General features: G+C 73.9%; 5 protein-coding genes and 1 pseudogene. All 6 read right to left on the reverse strand.

The window, feature by feature from the left end; genetic code table 11:
• Nucleotides 1–138 precede the first annotated feature (138 nt).
• On the reverse strand, nucleotides 139–2955 hold the full coding sequence (locus ACP4IX_RS22275) for a SpoIIE family protein phosphatase (RefSeq protein ID WP_426556460.1): 2817 nt from the start codon (nucleotides 2953–2955) through the stop codon (nucleotides 139–141).
• A 131-nt stretch (nucleotides 2956–3086) separates the two neighbouring features.
• Nucleotides 3087–3722, reverse strand: coding sequence for a type VII secretion system-associated protein (locus tag ACP4IX_RS22280; RefSeq protein ID WP_426521903.1), 636 nt, complete (start codon nucleotides 3720–3722; stop codon nucleotides 3087–3089).
• Entirely contained in the window at nucleotides 3713–21613 is a 17901-nt protein-coding gene (locus ACP4IX_RS22285; RefSeq protein WP_426556461.1) for a lonely Cys domain-containing protein, read from the reverse strand. The genes ACP4IX_RS22280 and ACP4IX_RS22285 overlap by 10 nt, the downstream gene beginning before the upstream one ends.
• The gene (locus ACP4IX_RS22290) at nucleotides 21614–21961 is read right to left on the reverse strand and encodes a hypothetical protein (RefSeq protein ID WP_426556462.1); all 348 of its coding nucleotides are present in this window, start codon (nucleotides 21959–21961) and stop codon (nucleotides 21614–21616) included. It abuts the gene before it with no gap.
• A 2-nt stretch (nucleotides 21962–21963) separates the two neighbouring features.
• Nucleotides 21964–22473: a YbaB/EbfC family nucleoid-associated protein gene (locus ACP4IX_RS22295; RefSeq protein WP_426556463.1), complete on the reverse strand. Its 510-nt coding sequence runs from the start codon at nucleotides 22471–22473 to the stop codon at nucleotides 21964–21966.
• 16 nt (nucleotides 22474–22489) lie between these two features.
• Nucleotides 22490–24637 (reverse strand): annotated as a pseudogene (locus ACP4IX_RS22300) (hypothetical protein); the annotation flags it as partial.

A 24637-nucleotide genomic window follows, 5' to 3' on the forward strand; every position in this document is an offset into this window, starting at 1 on the left:
ATCGGAGGCACGGGTGGCGCGGGGCGGCGCGGACCGGCGCACGTCGGCCGCTCCCGCGGGCTCCGGCCCGGTGGCCGGCGGGTCAGCCCGGCCCGGGCAGGCGTTCCGCCACCGGGCCGCGGCCCGGGCGCGTCCCCGTCAGAGGGCTTCGTCGTTCCACAGGTCGAGCGGGACGGCGCCGGGGTCACCGGGTTCCGCCGCACCGCCGTGAAGGGATTGCTCGGTCCAGATGACCTTGCCCGCGGGGACGTGGCGGGTGCCCCAGCGTTCGGCGTACTGGGCGACGAGGAACAGGCCACGGCCGCCCTCGTCGGTGGTCTTCGCCCGGCGCAGGCGGGGTGAGGTGCTGCTGCCGTCGGACACCTCGCAGATCAGGCTCCGGTCGTACAGCAGCCGCACGGTGATCGGGTCGCCGCCGTAGCGAATGGCGTTGGTGATGAGCTCGCTGAGGATCAGCTCGGTGGTGAAGCTGGTGTCGCGCAGACCCCAGTCGGCCAGTTGCCGGGCGCAGGCGGCACGGACCGGCGCCACCGCCGCGGGGTCGCGGGCCACGTCCCACTCGGCGAAGTCCGAGGGGTCGAGGCGCCGCGTGCGGGCCACGAGCAACGCGATGTCGTCGCTCGGCTGAGCGGGCAGCATGGCCTCGATCACCGCCGTGCAGGTGGCCTCCGGGGTACGGCCGGCTCCTGTGAGGGCGGCGCGCAGGGCCTCCAGGCCGGTGTCCGGGTCGCGGTAGCGGTTCCGGTCGTGGATCAGTCCGTCGGTGTACAGCACCAGTTTCGAGCCCTCGGGCGGTGTCAGCTCCGCGGCCTCGAAGGGCAGGGTCGCACCCAGCCCCAGCGGTGGGGAGACCGGCAGGTGGGGGAAGGTCACCGTCCCGTCGGGTCGGACGACCGCGGGCCCCGGGTGGCCGGCGGTGGCGGCGGTCACCCGACCGGAGACGGGATCGTAGACGGCGTACAGGCAGGTGGCCCCGGTGATCTCCTGCCCGTCCTGCTCTTCGGCGGCGGCCTCGTGGGCGTCGATGTGGGCCACCAGTTCGTCCAGATGGCTCAGCAGTTCCTCGGGCGGCATGTCCAGGGTGGAGAAGTTGTACACGGCGGTCCGGAGCCGGCCCATGGTGGCCGCGGCGTGCAGGCCGTGGCCGACGACGTCGCCGACCACCAGCGCCACACGGGCGCCGGACAAGGGGATGACGTCGAACCAGTCGCCACCCACCCCCGCCCGGGCCGGGAGGTAGCGGTAGGCCGCCTCCAGAGCGTTCTGTTCGGGCGTGCCCCGGGGCAGGAGGCTGCGCTGCAGGGTGACGGCCATGGCGTGCTCGCGTGTGTAGCGGCGGGCGTTGTCGATGGCGATCGCGGCCCGGGCGGTCAGCTCCTCGGCGAAGGACTTGTCCTCCTCCACGAACGGTGCGGAGGCGTCCGCGCGCCAGAAATGCGCTACTCCCAGCAAGGCCTCCCGCGCCCGCATCGGCGCCACGACGAGGGAGTGAACTCCCCGTTCCAGCACCCGCCGCCCCCGCTCGGGGTTCTGTGCCCGCCAGCCGTCGGACGTCCTGAGATCCGCCTCCAGGACCGCCCGGCAGCTGCCCACCGCGGCGGCGCCGGGGCCGTCGGGCGGGAAGCGGATCAGCTCGCCGACGGGCGAGAGGCCGTAGTCGCCGTCCCGGCCGTGGACGACGGTACGACGCAGCAGGGTGCCCGCGTCCGGCGGCTCCTCGCCCCGCCGGACGGAATCCCACAGCTCCACGGTGACGACGTCGGCGAACTTCGGCACGGACACCTCCGCCAGTTCCTGAGCGGTACGCGTCACATCCAGCGTGGTACCCATCCGTGCCCCCGCGTCGTACAGCAGCTTCAGCCGCTCCAGCGCGACCTCCGCCCGCCCCGTCACGGTTGCCAGCTCCGTGGTGTCCCGCAGCGTCACCACGCTGCCCGCCCGGCCCCCGTACGGGGCCGTGGACCGTTTGTTCACCGCCAGCGGCCGGTCCCCGACCAGCCGCACCGCGTCCGTGACCGGCTCGTCCGACGCCAGCAGCCGCGCCATCCCCTCGTCCAGCCCCAGGTCCGCCGTCCGGCGCCGCTCCGCGTCCGCCGGGAGGCCCAGCAGCCGTCGTGCCTCGTCATTGGCGAGCAGCACTCGCCCTTCCGCCCCGGTGATCAGTACGCCCTCCCGCACGGCGTGCAGCACCGCGTCGTGGTGCTCGTACATCCGGGTCATCTCCGCCGGGCCCATACCGTGCGTCTGCCTCCACAGCCGGCTCGACACCAGTGCCGCCCCCGCGGTGGACAGCACGAGCGCGGCCACGCCGGTGGCGAGGATGATCGGCAGCTGCCGTTCTACCGTGTCGCCCACGTTCTCCACCGTGATCCCGGCGGACACCAGGCCGACCACGGAGCCGTCGGCACCGGTCACCGGGACCACGGCCTGCACCGCCTCTCCTCCGCCGGCGGGCAGCGACGGTCCGCCGGCCCGCTCGACGACGGTGCGGCCCTCCAGTGCGGGGCCGATGGTGCCGACGAACTTCTTCCCGATCTGCTTCGGGTCGGGGTAGGTGAGGCGGACCCCCTCGGTGTCCATGACCACGACGAAGTCCACGCCCGCCCGTCGACGGGCCGCTTCGGTTCGCGGCTGGAGGACGGATGCCGGATTCCGGGCGCTCAGCGCCTCGGCCGTGCCCGGAGCGTTCGCGAAGGACTCGGCCGCGGTCACCGACATGCGTTCGGCTTCTGCCTCGCTGTCGCTGTCGGCCTGGATCACCAAGGCTGTCACCGCGGCTCCGACCAGCAACAACACGGCGACGACCTGCAACAGGAAGGCCTGCCCCGCCGTGGTGCGCAGGCTGAGCAGTGCACGCGGCCCCGGTCTCGGACCGCGACGCGGTCCGTCGGTCCCGCGCTGGTCGAAGCGGCCTCTCGACCGTCGGTTCGGGCGGAATGACCGCTTTCCTTCCATGGCTCAATTTCTACCGCGCGCCCCGTGCCGGAAGCGACAACCGCAGCCGAGGGCCCGCGGCGACGGCTCGCACCAGGGTGTCCCTGGGCAAGGTCGCCGAACGACGGAGGAAACCGGCGCGGGCACGTCCGTCACGTACGAGGGGGCGGGCCCGGGGCGGGCTCGCGGGGAGCGTCCCCGAGTGTCCGGGAGAGACGTGCCCTGAGCTGATCGGGCTCCAGCACGCCACCCGCGGGGCCGGCCGGGTTGACGTAGAGCGCGTGGCCGGGCGGCAGGCGGTCCAGGAGGGTCGAGGCGGTGACGACGTCGAAGGCGAAGCCGCCTGCGCGGTCGAGGTGGGGCGAGGCGGTGAAGACCGGGACCACGAGTCCGCCGTCCGCCACGGCTGCGGTCACGGGTGCGCCGTCCGGCAGGGTCAGCACCGCCACCTCGGCGGCGGCCAGGGCCCGCAGGACGTCCTCGGCCGGTCCGTAACCGGTGACGGCGAGCTGGAGCGCAGCGTCGACGTCGTCGGTGGGTTCCGGCCAGCCGAGCGATTCCGGGGAGGGGCGGTAGGCCTCGTTGTCCTCCCACTCCTCGATCTCGCCGGTCGTTCCCGTGCGCCAGCGGCCGACCACGACCCGGTCGGGCGGCACGCCCTCACCGCCCCAGCCGGGATCGATCATGCTGATCCAGTGCTCCGGCGCGAGCCGTGCCGCCTCGACGATGTCCTCCGGGGGCGTGGGCATCGCTGCCGCGCTCCGCTCGTTCGCCTCGTTCACTGCCACCCTGTTCTCCACTCGTCCGCCTGCTCCGTCCACCGGTCACCCGGACCGCCGGTGTCGAGGGCCGGCAGTCCGAGACCCTCCCGCAGCCGGGCGGCGAGACGCGCGGCCGTCCGGGGGTCCGTTCCTTCCGCCGCCAGGAGGACGGCGACCCGGCCCACCGCGTCGCGGAACGCCTCCCCGGCGTACCGCCAGTCCTCGCGCACGGAGTCCGGTTCGCCGTCCGGCAGTACCAGTGCGAGTGCCGCGTCCCACGCCCGGGCGGCGTCCGGGTCCGGGGTGGGGCCTGCGAAGGCCGTGAACGCCGAGCGCCAGATCCGGCGCGACACGGTGGCCGCGAGGGCGTCGAGGGCGTCCGGCCACGGACCGGGGCGTGCCAGCAGCAGCCGCGCCTGGTCGAGCGGCGCCAGTGCGCTGCCCCGCACCCCGCCGCCGAGTTGCGCCTCGACGTCCATTCCCGGGGTGACCTCGATACCGGCGTCCCGCAGTTCGTCCAGGGTGACGGTCTCGGCGCCGGTGAACCCCGGCGGGGTGCCGGGCAGGTCCTCCGCGCTCACCTGGCCGGCGATCCAGTGGCGCCGGGCGTCCTCGGACGGCGGCGCCTGGGGCGGGGTACCGTCACCGGCCGTGATGGCCTCGGGGGCGGATCCGGAGGGCTGGGCCGTGGGTGCGGGCGCGGGCGGACGGGTCTGCGACCAGTGGGCTCCCGTGTCGTCCTGCGGCGCGGTCATCACGAGGAAGCTCTCGTTCGCCGCCGGCCACCGGTCGAGGAGCCGGAGGGGCCTCGTCGGCAGCCACACCGTCCGGGCGGCCCCTGTCCGGGCGGCGATCGCCTCGGCCAGGTCGGAGTCCCCCGGCGCCGCCCCGGCGGGGACGACCGTGACGTCCCGGTCCAGCCGTGCCAGGACGGGATCGTGGGAGAGCAGTTCGGCGATCTCCTCGTAGGGCACCGGGCGGGTGGTGCCGTCCGGCCAGGGCATGTCGACCCGTCCTGGGGCGGTGCTGCTCATGTCCAGTACGTATCCACCGGGGTGGTCGCTCTTCCCGGCGCCCTTCCGGTGCCAGGGCGCCAGGGCGCCGCGGCTGCTCAGGCCGCCGTCGGGTGAGATCACGTAGCGGTCCGCCCACACGCGGCCAGGGGCGGGCTTCCCCGTCCAGCCGCGGCCGGCCTTCGTCCCGTTCACGGAGGTGATGAGGGTGCGGTCGTCCAGCGCGCCGTTGCGTTCGAGGTCGTACGCGGCGAGCGCGGTGGGGTCGTAGGCGTCGCGGCCGAGGGCCGCGGCCGTGGCCGCTGTCCGGAGGAGTTCCGTCCGCAGGGCCTCGTCCCGCGGGTCCTCGCCGGTGGGCAGGTGGAGGGCCTTCGTCGTCAGGGCGTCGGGGTCGGGGTGGTTCTCCACGCTCTCCACGGCCTGGACCGTGGCCCACAGCGCGTGCTGCCGGTCGGTCGCGGTGACGTGCGCCGACGTGCGCAGTCCCAGCACCTGGCGGGTCCACCGGTCCGGATCCTGGCGGCCGATGAGTTCGCGGGCCCGGTCCACGGAGGGCAGGGGGACGAAGTCGGGCAGCGCGGACTGCGGGTCGGTGGCCAGGCGCTCCGACGCGGCTTCGAGCGTCGTCCGTACGTCGTCGGGGTCCGGCGGCGCGGGCCGGGTGCCGGGGGCAGTCGTCAGCCCGTGGTGCGCTCGGGTGACCCGGTCGAGCAGGTCGAGCGTCAGCTCCCCGGACTCCCTCGGGTTCCCGTCCCCGCGGCGCATGACCTCCAGGGCGCCGATGCCGCGCAGCAGCCGGCGGTACGTGCCGGCCGGGTCGTCCTTGTCGTGCTCCACGTCCACGCCGAACGTCGACCGGAGGGCACGGACCAGTCGCAGTGCCGTGTCCCGGGCCATGGCCGGAGTGAAGTCCGGGGACGTCTCCAGGCCGGCCTGCCCGGCCAGGGTGTCCAGTTCGTCCGGGGTCGGTTCGGGGCGCAGCTTCACCATGTCCACCGGGTCGTTGGCCGGGGTGGTGGGGATGCCGTGGTCGTACAGTTTCCCGTTCGCGTAGCGGCTCCAGTGCTCCCTGTTCGGGGCGTAGACGTCGCGCCGTGTCACGTTGGAGACGTCCTGGGCGGCCGACGAGACGGCGAGCGGGTCGGGGACGAACGGGCGGCTGCGCTTCAGGGCGGCGGCGGTGTGCCCTTCCGGTCCGCTCCCCCAGCAGGACAGGAAGACGATGGGGGTGTCCCGGTCCAGTCGGGCCACGCTGCGGCGCCGTCGGAGGTAGCCGCCGGTTTCCGCACCCCGGACCGGAACGTTGTTCTGGAGCATGTTCTCGACCATGAGGGTCTGTCCCGGAAGGCCGTGGACCACGAAGAAGTAGGGCTTCCGGCCCTTCCACGGCACCGGCCGGGGACTGCCGATCGGCTCACCGGTGACCGGGTCGTAGGCGGACCACTCCGTCGACCGGGTCAGGGTCTGGAGCCACGGTTCGCGCCGGCTCAGGTCCGCGCCGTTGACCACCGCACGGCCGACGGGCCGGCCCTCGTCCGTGAGGGTGAACGACGTGACGTCCGCGTCCCGGAGGGTCCTCCCGTCGATCGTGCGCAGGATGTCCTCCCCGGGTTCCGGCCGTCCCTCGTCCGGCCCCAGGTCGTCGGGCCCACTGGCGATCCACGTCCCCATCGGCTCGCCCATCGGCTCACCCGTCGCCTCGTCTTCGAGGGCCCGGTCGTCGGTCACCTCCACACGGTGCCGGCCGGTGTCGGGGTGCGGCTTCAGGGCGACCTCGCCGCTGTGCGACCACAGCGTCCTGCGCGTCCGCGCCGCGGCCCTGCGCGGCAGGTCCAGTCCCATGGCTCCGGCGTTCGGCGAGACGAGCACCACCTCGGCGCCGTCGTCCCGGCCCGCCAGCTCTGCGTCCTGCGCCAGCAGTTCGCCGAACTCCTCCGGCGACAGCCGCCACCGCTTGCTGCCGTCCGGCAGGGCCAGCCCGACCTTCGTGTGGTCGCCGCCCCTCGTTCCGATCACGTACGGGAGGGGAGCGTCGGGCCGCCGTGCCCACGGCGACGGCCGGGGGTCCCGGCCGTCGCCGTCCACCACGTCGTACGAGGAGGCGTCCATGTCCCTGGCCGGCCGGCCCGTCCAGTTCCGGCCCAGCGGCGTGCCGTCCGGGGCGGTCAGGCGGGTGGCGTCGGACAGCAGGCCCCGTCGGCCCAGGTGGTACGCGGTCAGCGCGGCCCGGCCGGTCGCCCGGCCGGCTGCCATCGCCTCGTCCACCAGCTCGTACAGCGCGCGTACGCGGTTCGACAGGTCGTCGATGTCGAAGCGCACCGGTGCGGGAGCGGAGTCCGTGGACTCCCCGTCCGAGTCGCTGTCCGAGTCGCTGTCCGAGTCGGGGTCCGAGTCGGGGTCGTCTCCGGGGTTGTCGTCGAGGTGCAGGAGGTTCCCGGCGAGCCGGTCCGGGCCGGTGAAGTAGTCCGCCTGGCCGAAATCCTCCGGACTCAGTTCCGCCAGCCGGGCGGCCGCGTCCGACAAGGGGGAACGGTCGACCGTGATGACCGCCTGCCGCCGTGCCGCCCGCCCGGTGGCGCCGTCGACCGGGCCGACGGCGCCGATGTCCCGGCCGCCGCTCTCCGTGGTGATCGGGAAGTCCTCGGCCCGTACCGTGCCGCCGCGTACTTCCGCGACGTTGCGCACGGCCCGCTCGTTGAGCTCCAGCTGACGCCGGATCTCGTCGAGGAGGAGGTCTCGCACGGCGTCCGCCCGCTGCCGGCCGACCGTCTCGGCGTGCTCGACGGCGTCACCGGACAGGGCGAATCGCGGGCCGTTGCTGTAACCGGTGACCGTGATCGCGGGGAGCCGGAGACCGGCCCTGAGGTCGCGCAGGCCGGACCCCACGATCTGCTCGGCCAGGTCGGCGAGCTGCCGGCGCCGGTCCGGGTCGGTGACGTCCCGGTGGCGGTGTGCGAAGGCGACCCGGGACCGGGACGGGGCCAGCGCCGGTGCGGGCCCGGCGGGTCCGTCGTCGTCCGGCACCGCAGCACTCTCGGCGTCGGCGTCGGCGTCATGCGCGATGCCGACACCGACGTCGAGCGGGTCGTCGTCGGCGTCGGGCTCCGACCGGGGTGCCGGGTGGACCGGGTCGTGGTCCTCGGGGCCCAGTGCCGTCGTCCGCGTCCTCGGCGGCTCGGGGGCGGGCTCCGGCGGAGGCGGGGGTGCGGGAACGGCCGCAGCGGTCTTCACCTGGTCGGTCCGGACGACGACGCCCAGCCGGGCGCTGAACAGGCCCGCCACGTTGGTCAGCCAGCCGGCGGCTTCCACGGCGTCCAGACCCGGCCGGACCGTCTCGCTCATGTAGCGGCCCGACTTGTCGTTCACCACCCAGGAACGCAGCGTCGCGCTCCAGCGGAACTCACCGGACACCCGACTGCGGCCGGGCAGCGTCCGGCCGGCCGTCTCCCCGCCGTCGTCGGCGAAACCGGCGGCGATGCCGGTGTGGCCCAGCCCGTCCAGCGTCCTGCGCAGCGACTCGGCCGTCAGAGCGGGGTCCTTCTCCCGCATCCCCGCCAGCAGCGCGTCGAACTGCTCCGGTGTGACGATCCCGCTCAGGTCCTCCGTGCCGAGGACCACCCGCCCGTCGTCGGTGACCGTGTACAGCCACACCGCGTCCCGGTTGCCGGTGATCAGCAGGTCCGGGTCGACCTCGTCCAACGGCACCCACAGGGGGTTGAGCCGGACGTCGCCGTCCCGGTCGCGTTCCTCGTCCTTGATCCGTTTCGGGAGGACCGAGTCGCCGAACCGGTCGCGGGCTCCCGCGTCGCTGCCGTCGTAGTGGCCGCTGCCGTCGTAGTAGACCTCCGTCTGCCGCGTGGCGTTGCCGGGCCCGGCGCCGCTGACCCGTCGGGCACCCGACGGGAGCGAGCGCACCACGTCGACCCGCAGGTCGAAGGCGTGCGCCAGCAGGGGCAGGAAGACCTCCCCCGCCGGCGTTCCCCAGCGCTGCTCCCAGTTGACGACGGCGTCCAGGAGCGTGGGCAGTTCCGTGTCGTCCAGCGGCGCGGCGCTCTGTGTGTAGGCGGTGGTGAGCAGACGGCGCAGTGCGCTGTCGTGGAGGTCGTCGGGCGTCGGCAGCAGGCCGTGCTGCTGGAGGTGCTCGAACATCCGGCGCGGGCTCAGGTCCGCCGCCTCCGCCTCCGCGGCGGCCCGCGCGTCCTGCGGGGAGCTGCCCGGGCCGGCGGGCTGGGACGCCAGGCGGGCGTCGACGTACCGCCTCAGCAGATCGGCGGGGTCGAGGGCCTCGGGGACGGGGACGTGCCGCACGCCGTGGTGGGCGAGGAGAGCAAGCATCCCGGCCCGGTCCATCGCCCCGACGCGCGCGGCGAAGGCGTCGGCGACCGTCTGCCGGAACTGGCCGACGATCTGCGGATGCAGCCGTCCCGCGCTGCGGCCGACGTAGTCCTCCGCGTAGGACCGCATGGCATGGAGCGCGGCCTGCACGGGGCCGGCCGGGGGCGCGCCGGTCCTGGCGCGGCGCGCGGTCTGACGGCGCAGTTCGGCGCGTACGGCGTCGGGGTCCCCGAGCAGGTCGTACGCGGCGCGGTCGGTGGCGGCGAGACCGCCCAGACGACTGCGGACGTGCACGGGGTCGCCGGCCATGAAGGAGTACAGGAGGCACTCGCCCGTGCCGGGCACCGGCACCCGGCGGCCCCTCGCCCGGCCGCTGTCGTTCTCCGGCTCGGAGGCCTCCCCGCCGTCCCCTTGGAGCGGGACGTTCGGCGACTGGGCCGCCGGCTGCCCGGCCTTCGCCCTCGGCGCCGAGGGCTGGGGGTCCTGCGGCGCCGGGGGCTGGGAGTCCTTCGGCGCCGGGGGCTGGGAGTCCTGCGGTGGAAGCGGCTCCGCGCCCGTCGGCAGCGGGTCCGCGCCCTTCTGCGGTGTCCGGGCGGTCGGCAGGGCCAGTTGGTAGTGGCGGTCGTCGAGGCTCAGCACCACGTGTGCGCCGGGGTGTGCGGACGTGCCGACGAGTTTCTGGAGGCTGCCCGCGCCCGCCGGGTCCTCGGGAACGAAGTCCTGGAAGGCGCCGTCGCTCCCGACCACCGTGACGCGTACGCCGAAGGTCCGTGCGGCGAGCAGCGGCAGCAGGTCCGCCGCGGCGTGGTTCCAGCCGGCCTCGGACGCGACGTCGCCCCGGCGCAGGAGCTGGGCGATCGCCAGTTCGGCCCGTACCTCGGGAGCCAGGTCGACGGCGTGCGGGATGAGGCCGCCGAGGGCGTCGAACTCATGGCGGGCGGGTGTGCCCGCCGCGAGGTCCAGGTTCGCCGCGGCGATCTCCTCCGCGCTGAAGGCGTCGGTGTGGTCGGGGGTGACTGCGGCCAGCAGGTCGTCGTCGGCGTGGTCGGTGAGCCAGGAGGCCATCCTCCGGCGCAGCCCGGTCGTCGCCCGGGGATCGTCGAGGTCGATGCCTTCCGCGGCCGGCAGTCCCGGGGCGGCGCGTTCGAGGCCGAGGGCGAGCGCTCGGAAGAAGGCGTCACCGTCCCTCGGCACGTCGTGGAGCGTGTACGTCTCGTTCGTGGGTGACGTGAGGACGGTGTCCGGTCCGGTGCCGGTCCTGGTGTAGCGGGGCGGGGCCGAGGGCTCGGGCTCGGGCGCCTTGTGCGGGGCCTGATAGGTCACCTCGGGCGGCTCGGGGAGACCGTTCAGCTCCTGGCGGCCCGCCGCGGTGGCCGCGAGACGGTGCCAGCGGGTGAGCTGGTCCGCCCCGGCCCGTACCCGGTGGTACTCCGCCGCGGCCTTCTCCGCCGTGTCCCTGAGGGCGGCCAGCTCGGCGCGCCGGGTGTCGAAGGCGTCGCGTGCCGTGTCCCGGCGGGCGGTGGCCTCGTCGAGGGCCCGGCCGGGAGCTCTCGCGGACAGCAGGGCCGCGTCGAGCCGCCCGTCGGCCGCCGTCTTCTCGGTACGCGCGGTCTCCAGCCGCAGGTCGGCCGTCTTCCGCAGGTGTCCGGCGGTCTCTTCCGCGTCGGCCAGGCGGGCCAGAGCGGCGTCCTGTTCGGTGCGCAGGAGTTCCGCCCAGCCGTCGTGCTCGGGTGCGGCGTACTCGTCCCCGGCGAAGGCGTCGGCCTCGGCCCGCGCGGCGGCCACGGCCGCGTCCGCGGTGCCGTGGTCCCGGCGCGCGTCGGCCTCGGCCCGTGTCAGGGCGGTGTCCGCGTCCTCGACCCCCGTCCGGGCGAGGCCGACCGGGCGTGCCGCCGCGCGGGCGGTCCCGGCGGCCTCGTCGAGTGCGGCCTGCGCGGCGTCGAGGTCCGCGCGCAGCCCGACGGAGGCTCGCCGCTTCTTCCAGTAGGCCTTGTCCGCGTCGACCCACGCCTTGCTCGCGCGGGCGACCGCGTCCCACGCGTGCGAGACGCGCTGGGGGAAGTTCGCGTCGGTGATGATCCGCAGGTCCCGGGCGATGTCCTCCCGGATCCAGGTGACGACGTACGCCTCGGACTCCATCGCCTGCGGGCCGGGCCTGGCCTGGGCGAAGGTGCCCCGCAGGTGGTTCGCGAGTTTCGAGTCCACGATGCCGCGGTGCACGTCGCCGACGCCGATCCAGGTGGCCGGGACGGCGAACAGGAAGGACCGGCCCGTCCGGGGCTTGAGGTTGCGCGAGGTCAGGTGGTCGTCCCCGACGGGCATTCCGTCGCCGTCGAGGTCGTTGGGGCCGGGGCCGAAAGCTCCGATCTGGTTGAGGCCGGCGTTGTGGGGAGAGTCGTACAGGAAGCCGCCGCCGAGGCTCGCGGACTGGCTGTGCTCGACGGACGACGACGTGCCGGCGTTCTCCCCGTACCGTCTGAGCACCTCCAGCTTCTTGCCGTCGGCGACCGTCAGCAGCAGCGCGCGGCTGAAGTCGGGCGCCGAGCGGAGCGTCAGCCGTCCGGTGTCGGTGCCCACGAGGGACTTCTCGGTCAGCCCCGCCACCTGGTAGCCGTCCGGTTCGGTGGTGCGCGGGAAGAACGCCGTGAGCGCCGTCGAGCTGGTGCCGTCCTCCAGCGCCTGCGCCGAGCCGGTACCGAGGCGGGTCAGGCCGGTCTCCCTGGTCCTGCGCAGGAGTTCGGTGAGGGTGGAGGCGTCGGGACCGTCCTCGCCCTCCAGGGACCGGAGGGAGAAGCCGGCGTCGTACGCCCTGGCCAGGAGCAGGTCGCCGGCCATGCGGATGTTCTCGATGCCGATAATCCCGCGCGGGTGCATGCCGTTCTGGGGGAAGGTGAAGGGCCGGGTGACGCCGTCCCCGTCCCGGGCCGTCAGTCCCTCACCCGCTCCGGGGAGCGGCACCGGACGGGGCGGGGAGGCCAGGGCGGGGTCGGCCGCCGGATCGGGCGCGGGCAGCAGCCGGCCGGCGGCCGGGGTGGTGCCGGACCCTTCTGTCTCCGTCCGTGCCGGCGCCGGCTCCATCAGGCTGAGCGGCACGTGCTCGCGCAGCGCGCCGACGTCGTCCTCCTCGACGATGCGCAGCCGGCCCCGGAAGCGGTCGAGGGCCGTGGGCTTCCCCTCCTCCGGCTCCGGGCCGGCCGGCGCGCCGGTGTGGGGGGTGTCGTCGGCCTCCAGGGTGATGCGCATGCGGTACGGGGTGACGATCTCCGCGTGGGGTTCGGTGGACGCCGCCCGGTAGATCGTGACGGTGGTGACCGTGTGACTCGACGCGGCGCTCTTCCGGTTCGAGCCGCCCTCGGTGTACGTGGGTCCGGCGGCCGGGACCTGGGTGTTGCCGGTGTACACCATCTGGCTGGTCAGGAGGCCCAGGTCCGCGCCGGACGAGGACTCCGAGTTCTGCTGGGCGGTCTCGACGGCCCGCCGGTTCTCCTCCAGCTCCGCGCTGTGGTCGAGTCCGTCGAACACGGGCGTCCCGGGGATCAGTTCGACCCGCGCCCGTATCCGCCGGCTGCCGATCCGGACGCTGTCCCAGCCCCAGCCTCCCGCGGTGACCGGCGTCGACGGACCGGTGGTCGTCATCTCCCCCTTGAGCGCCCGGGTGGCGCGGCCCGTGACCAGCTGCCGGACCCGTTCCCGGCTCTCGTCGTCGAGCCCCAGTTCCCGGATCCGCCTGTCGAGGGCGAGCAGCACGTCCGTGGGGTCCAGCGCGTTGACCGCGTACGTGCCGAAGGCGGCGCCGCGCATCCAGGGCTGCGGCGTCCAGACCTGACCGGTGTAGCGGGGGACGTCGCCCATGCCGTCGTCGATCAGCCCCATCCGGTGGGCGCTCTTCTCCGGCAGATGCCCCAGCAGGCCGCCCGGGCTGGTCAGTGCCGTCCCCGCCGCTCCGGCGAGGGAGCTCGGCACGAGGGCGCCGGCCGCCGCGGCCGTTCCGATGCGGCCGGTGCCCAGCCGGCTGGAGAACAGCGCGAACCAGTGCCGCACGTCGCCGGCGACCAGCACCTGGTGGGTGAAGCCCTTGCGGTTCATGTCCGCGACGACCGTGCGGACGACGCTGAGGCTGTGTGCGTGGGACGTCGAGACGGGGTTGGCGACGATTCCGTACGCGCCCATGAGGCCGTGTCCCGGATTCTGGGCGACGGAGTAGACCAGTTGGCCGCCGAAGACGAAACTGGTGCTGTTGCTGATCTTGCCGGCGGCCAGGCGGGTGCCGCCGAGCGTCATCTCGGTGTCCATGGACATCGACGGTGTGAGGGCGCGCAGGTTCCCGACCGTCGTCGCGTACCGGAAGGTTCCCCACAGCTCGCCGTACGGGCCCTTGCCCAGCAGGCCGCTGCCCACCAGGCCCAGCGGCCCCGAGCTCTGGTCGAAGCTCGACGCCAGGTACTGGGGCGTGAAGGTGCGCACGATCGCGTCCCGGGTGGGGGCGCCCTCCTTCACCAGTTGCCAGGCGCTGCCCGACGCCGTCCGCAGGACCCGGTCCACCTCCGTGGTCAGCGTGGGTGACAGCACCATGTTCACGATGACGAACGGGTGCTGCTGGAACTCCCTGAACTGCGGGGTCCCGCGGTCGGCGAGCCGTCCGGCGGGCTGTTCGGTGCCGGTACCGGCGGGCAGCACGAGGTCGCCCCTGGCCAGGGCGAGGGCCCGCTCGGTGGTCATGGCCGTGGGGGCGGGCTCGTCGGACAGGTACGGGTTGAGCGCCCCGTCCGCGTACGGGTCCGCCTCGGGCGTGTGCTGGACGGGGACGCCGATGAGCACCTGTCCGGTCATGGGACCGCCGCCCACGCCCCGCGGCCGGCCCGGCTCCGTCCGGCCGAAGAGCACGTTGACCGGCTCGTCCAGGACCAGCAGTCCCGGCAGTCCGAGGCCGAGGCCGCGGATCAGGCCGCGGGGCCGCCAGTAGCCGCCCATGGTCGCGGTGAGGGACAGGTCGTAGCGGTACAGGTGGGTGGGCTGGTTGCTCACCGACATCGGTTCGTTGGTGACCGTCGACCCGAAGGCGGTCTCCGCCTCCCACTGCCACCCCCGGCGGGCGCCCAGGGTCAGCCCGAGCGTGTTCCGGGGCAGGCCCGCGAGGTCGTCGACGGTGTTGTCGCGGCCCGAGAAGGTGCCCTCGAAGCCCAGGTCGACACCTCGTTTCGCGCTGCTCTGGCCGTCGAGCCGGTCGATGCCCTGGGCGCTGAAGCGCATTCCCTCGTCGGTGTCCTTGCCCTCGTACCGCCGCCCGGTCAGTGCCCCGTGCACCCGGACGGTGTAGTGGGTCTGTCCGACGGAGTCGGGGTCCGTGAGCCTGATCGACAGGCCGATCGTGGTCAGCGCCTCCAGGTTCGCGGTGACGTTCTGCTGGGACAGCACGCCGAGGACCTGCAGGGTGTTCTGGAGGGCGATCCGGTAGGTGACGGGATCGGTCCACCGGGGCGGCATGGGCAGGCTCTGGGCCGCCTGGAGCGCCTGGCCGGGTTTGCGCCCCACCAGATCGCCCAGGCGTGCGCGCCAGCCCTTCGGCAGGTTCGGCGGCAGCAGCTGGTCGAGGGGCACCACCAGTCCCTGGCGCAGATTCCCGATGCTGTCCACCACGCCGTCGGCGAAGGCGTCCAGCAGGGTACGGCCGACGCCGTCCGCCGCGTCCGGTGTGACGCGGGTGCGCAGACCGTCGTCGAAGGTGAACTCCTTCACCCGGTGCATGCCCAGGGTGCGCGGGCGGTCGACGGTCAGATAGGCCGGGGCGAACGGTGGGGCGGCGCCGTTGCGCAGGCCGAGCGACGTCCCGTCGTCCCATCCGGCCAGCCGCCGCGCCTCGGAGCTGGTCATGCGGTCCAGGCTCCAGGTGAGGAAGCGCGTCGGCGGCGCGTTGTCACCGGCCCGCCGCACCCGTACCGACTTCACCACCAGGTAGAGCGCGGTCCTGGGGCCCTTCACCTGGCCGGCCGACTTGAGGGTGCCGGCCGCGCCGAGTCCGACCGACCAGGTCTTCGCGTACGAGTACTGGGCGGTCGGCCCGAACTGGAGCCGCAGGTCGAAGGGGGCCGTGCCCGGATCGTGGAAGTTGAAGGCGGGACCCGCGACGGCTTGCAGCAGCAGGCTTCTGCCCTGTGCCCGGCTCCGCTCGCTGCGGACCGTCGAGGTGTTGATGTCCCGCATCTCGGCCTGGTCGGTCTCGCCGACGAGCACCGCCGTCCGCGGAATCAGTTCCTCCACCACGAAGACGCCCAGCGGTGACTTCTTCTTGTCGTCGGCGAACAGCGGCGGGGTGGTGATCCGGCCGCGCGCCATCGTGCCGCCGTGCCGCTGGAAGCTGTCGCCGGAGAAGAAGATGTCCAGCTCGGTGTAGGCCGAGCTGCCGGGGAGCGCCCCGATCCGTCCGGCCGCCCAGTCCCGGATCGCGGCGACGGGGCCGAAGCCCTCGGTGCGGACGAAGCGGTACTGGGAGTTGCGGTCCAGGTCGATCGTCCGGGGGATCCGGCCCGGCTCCGGCATCTTCGTCACGCTGTCGGGCAGCCGCACCGAGAGCCCCTTGCGGATGCCGAAGGCGAACCGGGCGGGCGCGGCCGGGTCGGTGTCGGTGCCCGTGACGACCCGCCCGGCGGAGTCGGTGACGCGCATCTCGTAGTGGATGTCGTCCAGGTACGCCCGCGACGTGTCCAGCGTCCGGGTCTCCATCTGGTTCATGCGCTGGTCGGTCAGGGTGTAGCCGACCTTGTCGATGAAGCCGAACCGCAGGGCGAGACGGCCGAAGCCGCCGAACGCCGCGCTGCCCGCCGGACCGATCGGTCCGCCGAGGCCGTACTGGGAGTTGGCCTGCATGTTCTTGGTCAGCCCGAAGATCGCGGCGGCCCGGTGCATGCTGTCGATCTTCGTCGCGTCACCGATGCCGTCGTCGAACAGGGCCCAGTTGCCGTGGTGACGCGCTCGGACCCACAGGACACGGGCCTTTCCGTCCGCGTTGACGTACGGGAACGGGCGCCCCTCGCCGTCCGCCAGCGTCTTCGGCTTGTCCCGGAGCGTCTGGCGGATGTCGTCCAGCAGCTGTGTGCCGTCCGCGGGCCGGGCCTCCGGCCTTCTCCCCAGTTCGCGGCCGATGGCGTCCAGGGCCTGGCCGAAGCCGCGCAGGACGACCGTGCTCTGACCGAACGTGCTGGGACTGGCGAGGAGTTGCTCGAGCTCGGCGGCGGTCAGGCCGGGTGGCAGCAGCGACTGGAGGTCGTCGACGTACCCGGGCATCTGCCGGCCGTCCGCGAACCGGGCCGGGGCGCGGCGTTTCCGTGCGGGCGGCTCCATGGCGGGGTCGAGGCGCGGGCGGTCCGGGGAGGGCGGATCGGGCTCGGAGGGCTTCGGAACGAGGGACACCGCCCGGTCCGGCTCCTCGGACGGAGCCCCGGCCGCGAACGTCGTGCCGGGGTCCGTCGCGGGCTTCGGGCTCGGCCGGACGACCGACCAGTCGGCGGCCGCCCGACGGCCCGGCACGCCGGGGAGCAGGGTGGGGACGTACGGCCGCGACGGTCCGGTGGCGGCCAGGCCCACGCTGCCCCGGGAGGCCCACACGGCCCGGCCGGTTCCGGCACTGATGACGGTACGCGGGTCGGTGTCCGGGGCGGGGCCGGTGTCCGGGGCGGGGCCGGTGGGCGGTGCGGTGATCCGGCCGGTGGACGCTCCGGAGGACGGGGCGATGGCCGGGCCGGTGGACGGAGCGATGGCCGGTCCGGTGGATGCTCCGGAAGTCGGGGCGGCGGACGCTCCGGTGAGCGGACCGGTGGTCGGAACCGCCTTCGGCACCGCCAGGACGACGTCCGTGCCGTCCGCCGGGCGGGTGTTCAGCACCGGGTCCCGCGCCAGGAGCTCGGCGACCTCCTCGTACGGGACCCGGCCGCGGAAGCCCCCGGGCAGGTTCATGAGCAGGTGGTCCCGGCCGCCCCCGGCCCACACCGTGTAGGCCGCGGGGCCGCCCGGCGCGCTCCACGGCGGTCGCTCCTGGCCCACGGGCCGGTAGCCGCCGCCCGGTTTCGGCGCGGCCACGACGACGCGGTCGGTCGCCATGGTGGCGCCCGGCGGGGCCTGTGCCCAATGGCGGCCGACCGGCGCGCCGTTGGCGTCGCGGAGCTGGGTCTCGGGCGAGAGGGCGCCGAGCGTCTCCAGATGGAAGGCGCCCAGTTCGGCCGGGTTGTCCACGTCGACGCCGACGGCCGCCGCCTGGGCGACCAGGCCGAGCAGCTCGGGCCGCCGGGACGGGTCCGGCAGGTCCAGATGCAGGACCCCACGGGTGAGGGCGTCCGGGTCGGGGGTCCTGCTCTCCCACTCCAGGGCCTTGACCGTCGCCCAGAACAGCCGGGCCCGCTCGGCATCCCCGACGGCCACCGGGCCGTCGCCCAGACGCAGGACGCGAGCGGCCTCGGTGTCCAGGTCCTGGTCCGAAAGACCGCCCAGCCGCCGCGCCGCGGTGGTGACGTGGGGCAGGGCGACGAAGTCGGAGAGTGCGGTGCCCGGCTGCTTTCGTACGGCGTCGACGGCCCGGGTGAGCAGGTCCCGGTGGGCGTCGGGGCCCGGGGCACTCCGCGGGTCCGCATGGGCCGCGCGTTCGAACAGGTCCATGGAGAACGGGCCGAGGTCGCGCAGGGCCGGGTCGGCCGCCCGCATGGTCTCCAGCGCGCCGATCCCGGCGAGGAGGTCGCCGTACCGGCTGTCGTCCTCGATCGCCGCGCCGAAGGCCAGCCGCAGCGCGCGGACCAGCCGCAGGGCCCGTTCGCGGTCGGCGTCCGTGACCGGCTGCGCGGAGTCCGTGTGCAGGCCCGCCGCGCGGGCACGGTCGTCGAGCAGGTCGCCGGTGGGCTCCGGCCGGTGCTCCACCCACTCACCGCGCCGCCCCCGCGAGTCCGTGTAGAGGCGGTGCACGAACGTCCCGTCCGGCAGCGTGGCGAAGCTGACCATGTGGGTGCCGCCGTACGTGGTCCGGCCGGTCTCGTTGGCGACGTGCTGGCTCTCGCTGACGGCCGCCAGCGGGTCGGGGACGAACGTGTCGTCGATGCCCCTGCGGGTGCGGACCACACCCGGCGGCTTCGCGCTCGAGCACGCCTCCATCAGCACGGCGTGGTCCTTGGGGAGCTGCGCCAGGCTCGGACGCCGCCTGAGCATCCCGCCGGTCTCCCGCTGCCGGGAGTGGTGGGCCGGGTCCGTCGTGGTCGGCACCCTGGTCGCGCCGGGGCGGGCGTGGGCGCCGAAGACGTACACCGGCTTGCCGGCGAACGGAACGGGATCGTCGTCCTTGGCGGACTCCCCACTGGCCGGGTTGTAGTGCCACAGCTCCGACGACTCCGTCGCGAGCTTCAGCGCCGCGATCCGGCGCGGAGCCTCGGAGTCCTCGAACACGCCTCTGCCGATGGTGGCGCCCCCGTCGGTGACGACGCTGTGCGAGCGCACCTCGCGCTCCCAGGCCGGGGCGTTCTCGTACTCCGCCGGGTCGAGCACCTGGCCGGGGGTGCTGCGGATCCAGTCGGCGCGCGGCAGCCCCTCCCCGTACAGCAGGGAGACGACGTACGGTCGCGACGGGTCCGGCTGCGGGGACACCTTCACCGTGCCGTTGGCCGACCAGACGTCCCTGCCCACCCGGTCCGCCGCCTGGCGCGGGAGATCCAGGCCGCGAGAACCGGCCTCGGGCACGAGCAGCACCACGGGCGTCTCCGGGGGCAGCCCGGCGAGCCGGGGATCGCGGGCCAGCAGTTCGGCGAACACGTCGAGGGGCACCTGGCGCGGGGCACCGTCGTAGCCGCGTACGACGATCCGTTGGTGGTCGCCCTCCGCCATCACGACGTACGGCTTCGGCTCACCGGACCGGTGCCAGGGCGCGGGCTGGACGTCACCGCGCCCCAGGGTGCCGTCGGGCTGCCGGGCGACCTTCCCCACCTCGGTGACGTCGAGGCCGGGCATCGTGGTGGTGGTCCAGTTGCGGCCCCACACGCCGCCGTCGTCGGCGGTCAGCGCCTGGGTGAGGGACAGTGCGCCACGGAGCTCCAGGTGGAAGGCGGACAGGGCGGCCAGGCTGACCGCGGACTGCACCGCCGGGTCCATCGCCACCCGGAACAGCTCGCTGCGCTGCCCGTCGGTCACCGGGTCGGCGGGGTGCAGGAGCAGCACCTGACGGGTCACGCCGTCCAGGTCGAGCGGGCCGTGGCGGAGCGCGGGGACGGCCTGCCGGAGCTGGTCGAGGTGCGCGAGGGTCTCCCGGAGGGCCGGGTGGAGGGGGTTCGTCGCGATCCCGGGGCCGAACACGTCCGTCAGCAGCCGGTCGTACAGCGCCTCGGTGGCCGGGTCCGGCCCGGGCCCGGAATCGGACTCGGGCTCGGACGCGTCCTGGTCGTCCTCCCAGTCCATGATCATGTCGACCGAGTCCGGGGAACCCGGCCCGGAGGACTCCCCGGTCGGGATCTCGGCGGGTGCCCGGGAGCTGAGCGGCGTCTCGTCGACGGTGACGGGCTGGGTGTGCGGCACCTCGTGGGAAACGGCCGGGGCGGGCTCCGCCGTGAGGCCGGTGGTGGCCGGCGCTTCCTCGGACTCCGTCCGCACGGGCCGGTAGGGCTGCGGGACGTCGGGCGTGGTCCGGGTCTCGGCCTTCGGCACCGCGGAGGCCGGGCCGGTCCGCGCGGACTCCTCGGGCGCGGGGGTACGGACGTCGTCCGGGGCGGCCGTGTCCGAGGCCGACGGCTCGGCGGTGACCGCCGGGCCGCCGGGCGCGGCGGTCTGGGACCGCGGCTGCGGAGTGGCGTTCGGCGAGGTGTGGCCCGGGGACGCGGTGGTCGATGGAGTGGTCGACGAGGCGGGCAGGGTGGAGGTCGCGAGGGGCGGCTGTGGGTTCTGCTGTCGCTGCTGCCGCTCCTCGGGAGTGAACCGGGTCGTGTCGTCGTCCGTCGACCGCTGCCGCTCGGTCTCGTCCGGTGCGACGTCGCTGCTGCCGCCCGTCCTGGTCGGGAGCGGCTCCGGGACGGACGAGCCGACGGTGGCGGGCCTGTTCACCGGTGCTGGGCCGTCCGTGCCGGCGGGCCAGTCGGTCCCCGGGCTCCTGGTCACCGGCGGGGTGAGGGCGGAGAAGACGGGGTCGGTGGCCGGGTCGTCCACGAGGGAGTCCCGGTAGGCGTCCTGGTACGCGTTCGGCGAAGGGGCGTGGTACGACGGCCTGCCCGCGCTCGTCGCCCCGGGGACTCCGTACGCGTTGACGTTGTTGTCGACGCCGGGAACCGTGTCCGGGAGGGTGTCGTAGTCCGGGAGGGACGAGAGGGAGGAGACGGACGAGACGTCGCTGGTGCCGCTGGTGTCGCTGAACACGGAGGCGGTGCCGCTGGTGTCACTGGTGTCACTGAAGACGGACCCGGTGTCGCTGGAGACCGACGCGGTGCCGCTGGTGTCACCGACGTAGGAGTCGGTGTCGTCGCCGTACGTGTCACCGTACGTGTCCCGGTACGCGCTGCCGCCGTCGTACGTGTCGTCGTACCGGTTCCCGTACGCGTACCGGTTCTCGCTCCCGCTCCGGTCATCGTGCCGGTTTCCGCCGCCCGGCAGGTCGTTGATGCCGTCGGGGCCGAAGTCGAGGTTCTGGAAGAACTTGTCGTTCAGCCATTTCCCGCCGTACTCCGCACCCGTGGAGGCCGCTTCGAAGACGAGGCCGCTGAGGCCGGCGCTCAGGAACGTGCCGGGGTTGAGGGTGAACGTGCCCAGGAAGACGAGGCCGGTGAAGGCCTCGGCGAAGGTTTCCGCCTGCCCCTCGTTGACGAAGGTGAACGGCAGCTCGGAGGCTTCCTTCCAGAAATTGTTGTTCTTGAAGTGCTTGTTGATGAACTTTCCGCCGACCTCGCCGAATATGCCCCCGAAGAGTCCCGCGAACGCGCCGGCGACCGCCGACTGGCCGATGTCCGTCCAGTCGAACTTGACGCGCCGGCGCTCCGGGTCGTCCGGCGCGGTCATGGAGATCAGCTGCGAGGCGAACGCGACGAACGCCTCCTGGATCGCCTCCAGCAGCACCGACAGCGGCGTGGGAATGGCCCGTCCCAGCCGCTGGAGGAGCAGCAGGATGGTGAGCGCGGTGCGTGCCTTCTGGATGGCGATCTCGGTGAGCGACGTACCGCCGGTGAAGACGGACAGCACGGCGATCAGCGCCAGTTCGATGTTCATCAGGATGAACTCGAGGAGGATCTGGTACTTGGCCTCGGACAGCTTGATGGAGCGGTCCACCTGCTGGGCGCCCAGGTCACGGAGTTCGTCGGAGAACTTCTGGAGATGGTTCTGGCCGTTGTCGTCGACGAAGAGCTTCATCGCGGCGACGAACTCGTCGGCGATCCGCGGCGGGAGCGAGTTCCCGGCGGTGGAGATCGCTCCCTTCATCGCGTCGGACAGGTCCCTGACGTCGTCGGCCAGCCGCTTGTAGGGGTTACGGCTGTCGAAGCCCAGGTCCTCGTTGCCGGTGGCGACGTTCGCGCCCACCCAGACCTCGATGAACTCCCGCAGGCCGGGCGGGAACATGATGGCCATTCAGCGCCTGTTCTCGCTCTCCGCGCCCTGTGCCTCGATGTCGTCCAGGGCCTGGGTCTGCGGCCGCTGCACATGGTCGGCCTCGGCGGCGACCGCGTCGACCAGCGCCATGAACCCACTGGTGATGGCCAGGACCGTGTCCGCCACCTGCTGCTGCTCCCGCCGGACCTGGTCGCCGACCGCGTTGGCGAACTCGTCGTCGCCGCCCTCCTCGCCCCACCAGCCCGCGTAGGCGGCGTTTCCGTTCTCGAACCGGGGCAGCATCTCGTCGCCGTGGCGCACGGCGTCGGCGAGGTGCCTGGAGCCCTGCAGAATCGCCTGGATGTCGGCGGAGTAGTTGCCGGCCATGGTCACGCGCCCTCCTGCCGTCCCTGTCGTCCGTCCGTGCCGCGGGCCGCCCCGGGCGGGGCTGCGGGTTCCTCGTCGTCCTCGACGATCTCGTCGCGGAGCCTGCTCATCGCCGTGGTCCCCTTCGTCACGGAGGTCTCGCTGAGCAGCGATCCGAAGAGGGACTCCCAGTCGACGCCCATGCGTTGCGGGGCGGCGCCGCGCGCGGTCATCCTGGTGAGCGGGTCGAGCGTGGCGACGACCCGGCGGGCCATCTCGGCCCGCGCCGTGTTCGCGGCCTCCAGCACCGCCGCGGAGAGCTGGGCGGCGGCCATGGTCCGGTACTTGCCGTCGAGGAACTCCAGGCTGGTCAACTCTCCCTTCGCGCCGACGGAGACCCGCACCGACCGGTCCGCCGAACGGGCGGTGACGGACGCCGCGTCCAGCTCGGCGCGTGCCGAGGCGGCGGCTTTCTCCGCCGCGTCGAGGTGGGCCATCGCCTGGGCCACTCGGTCCTCCATCGGCTGACTCATCCCGGTCCCCTTCTCCTCAGCGTCCCAGGGCCTGCGGCGCGCCGCCCTCGTCGGTGCCCCAGACGTCCTCGTCCTCGGCCAGCCACGTCGTCCGTTCCCTGTCCCCGCTCTCCGTCTGCGGCCTGCCCTCCCCCGCGCCGCCCATGGGCCCCATCGGCGGCATGAAGGGCGTGCTGCTGCTGGTCTGCGTGGACCTGGGGACGACGCGGTGCTCCTCGTCGTCGACGGTCGGCGTGGTGGCGGCCGTCCGGCCGGAGCGGCCGACCGTGGGCTCGATGACGGTCCTGGTGCGCTCGCCGCTGCTGCCACCGGCCTCGCCGCCCGCACCACGCGCCATCGGCGGGTACATCCCCGGCGAGCCCGCTCCCGTGCCGGTGCCGGTGCCGCCGGCGGAGGAGCCCGGCAGGGCGTCGCCGCCCTGCGGACGCCCGAGCGCCGAAGCGAGGTCGTCCTGGTTGTAGAGGTTGTCGTTGAACGCGGAGGAATACGCCGAGCCCGCCCGGCCGGCAGAGGCCCCCGGGTCGTAGGCGGAGAGGTCGGGGGGCTCGGGGAGGTCGGCGATACGCCGGCGGATCTGCTCGTCGATGTCCTTCTCGTCGGCGTTGATCCTGTCGTACTCGGCCTGGATGCCGGCCATCCGCCGGTCGTAGTCGGACTTGGCGTCCTTGCGCGCCTGCTCGGCCTCGGTGCGCGCCTCCTCACGTTCGGCCTGGGCGTCGGCCTTCGCCTGGTCGTACTCGCTCCTGGCCTCGGCCTCGGCGGCGTCCGCCTGTTCGAGGGCTTCCCGTTCGGCGGCGTCGACCTCCGCGACCCGCCGGTCGTACTCCTCGCGAGCCTCGTTCTCCTCAGCGCCGGCGGCGATCTCACGCTGGTACTCCTGGCGTGCCTGGGCCCGCTCCTGCTCGGCGTCCTGCCGCGCCTGGTCCCGCTGTTCCTGGGCTTCGGCCTTCTCCCGCTCGTACTCCTGTCGCGCCGCCGCCTCCTGGCGGTCGGCGTCCTGGAGGGCGGCGTCACGCTCCGCGCGGGCCTCGGCCCTCTGCTGTTCGTAGTCGGCCTGGGCGTCAGCCTTGGCGTTCTGGGCCTCCAGCCTGGCCTGCTGCTTCTCCTGGAGGGCCTCGCGGCGGGCTTCCTCCTGCTGGGCCTCTGCCCTGGACCGCGCGTCGGCCTGCTCCTGCTCGGCGGCCTCCCTCGCGACAAGGGCCCGGTCCCTCGCGGCCTCCTGCTCACGCTCCGCCTCGGCCCGCGCCCGATCCTGCTCCTGCCTGGCGGCCTCCTGCCCGGCACCGGCCTCCGCCTTCGCGGCATCCCGCTCACGCTCGGCTTCGGTCTTCGCGGCCTCCTGCTCGGCCTTCGCCGCCGCCTTCTCCTTGTCGGCCTCCGCCTTGGCCGCCTCCTGCTCACGCTCCGCCTCGGCCCGCGCCCGATCCTGCTCCTGCCTCGCGGCTTCCTTCTCCGCGACAGCCTCCGCCTTCGCGGCCTCCTGCTCACGCTCCGCGTCGGCCCGCGCCCGAGCCTGCTCCTGCCTCGCGGCTTCCTTCTCCGCGACAGCCTCCGCCTTCGCGGCCTCCTGCTCACGCTCGGCTTCGGCCTTCGCGTCCTCCTGCTCGGCCTTCGCCGCCGCCTTCTCCTTCTCGGCCTCCGCCTTGGCCGCGTCCTGCTCCCGCTCCGCCTCGGCCCGCGCCCGAGCCTGCTCCTGCTCGGCGGCTTCCTTCTCGGCAGCGGCCTCCGCCTTCGCGGCCTCCTGCTCGGCCTTGGCCTCGGCGCGATCGGCTTCGGCCTGGGCCGCGGCCCGTTCCCGTTCCTTCGTCGCCTCGTCCTGCGCCTTCTGGTTCTGCGCGAGGACGATCGCCTGCTGCTCGGCTGCCGCCTGCTTGGCTTCGTTCTTCTCGCGTTCCTGCTCGGCCTTGGCTTCGGCCTTCTCCTTCTCGGCCTCATCCTTGGCGGCAGCCTGCTCCGCCTCGGCCTCCGCCTTCTCGCGTTCCTGCTCGGCCTTGGCCTCGGCCTTCTCCTTCTCCGCCTCATCCTTGGCGGCAGCCTGCTCCGCCTCGGCCTCCGCCTTCTCCCGCTCCCGCTCCGCCTTGGCCTCCGCCTTCTCCTTCTCCGCCTCATCCTTGGCGGCAGCCTGCTCCGCCTCGGCCTCCGCCTTCTCCCGCTCCCGCTCCGC

It is taken from the genome of Streptomyces sp. WG5, assembly GCF_049974565.1.
Classification (GTDB): Bacteria; Actinomycetota; Actinomycetes; order Streptomycetales; family Streptomycetaceae; genus Streptomyces.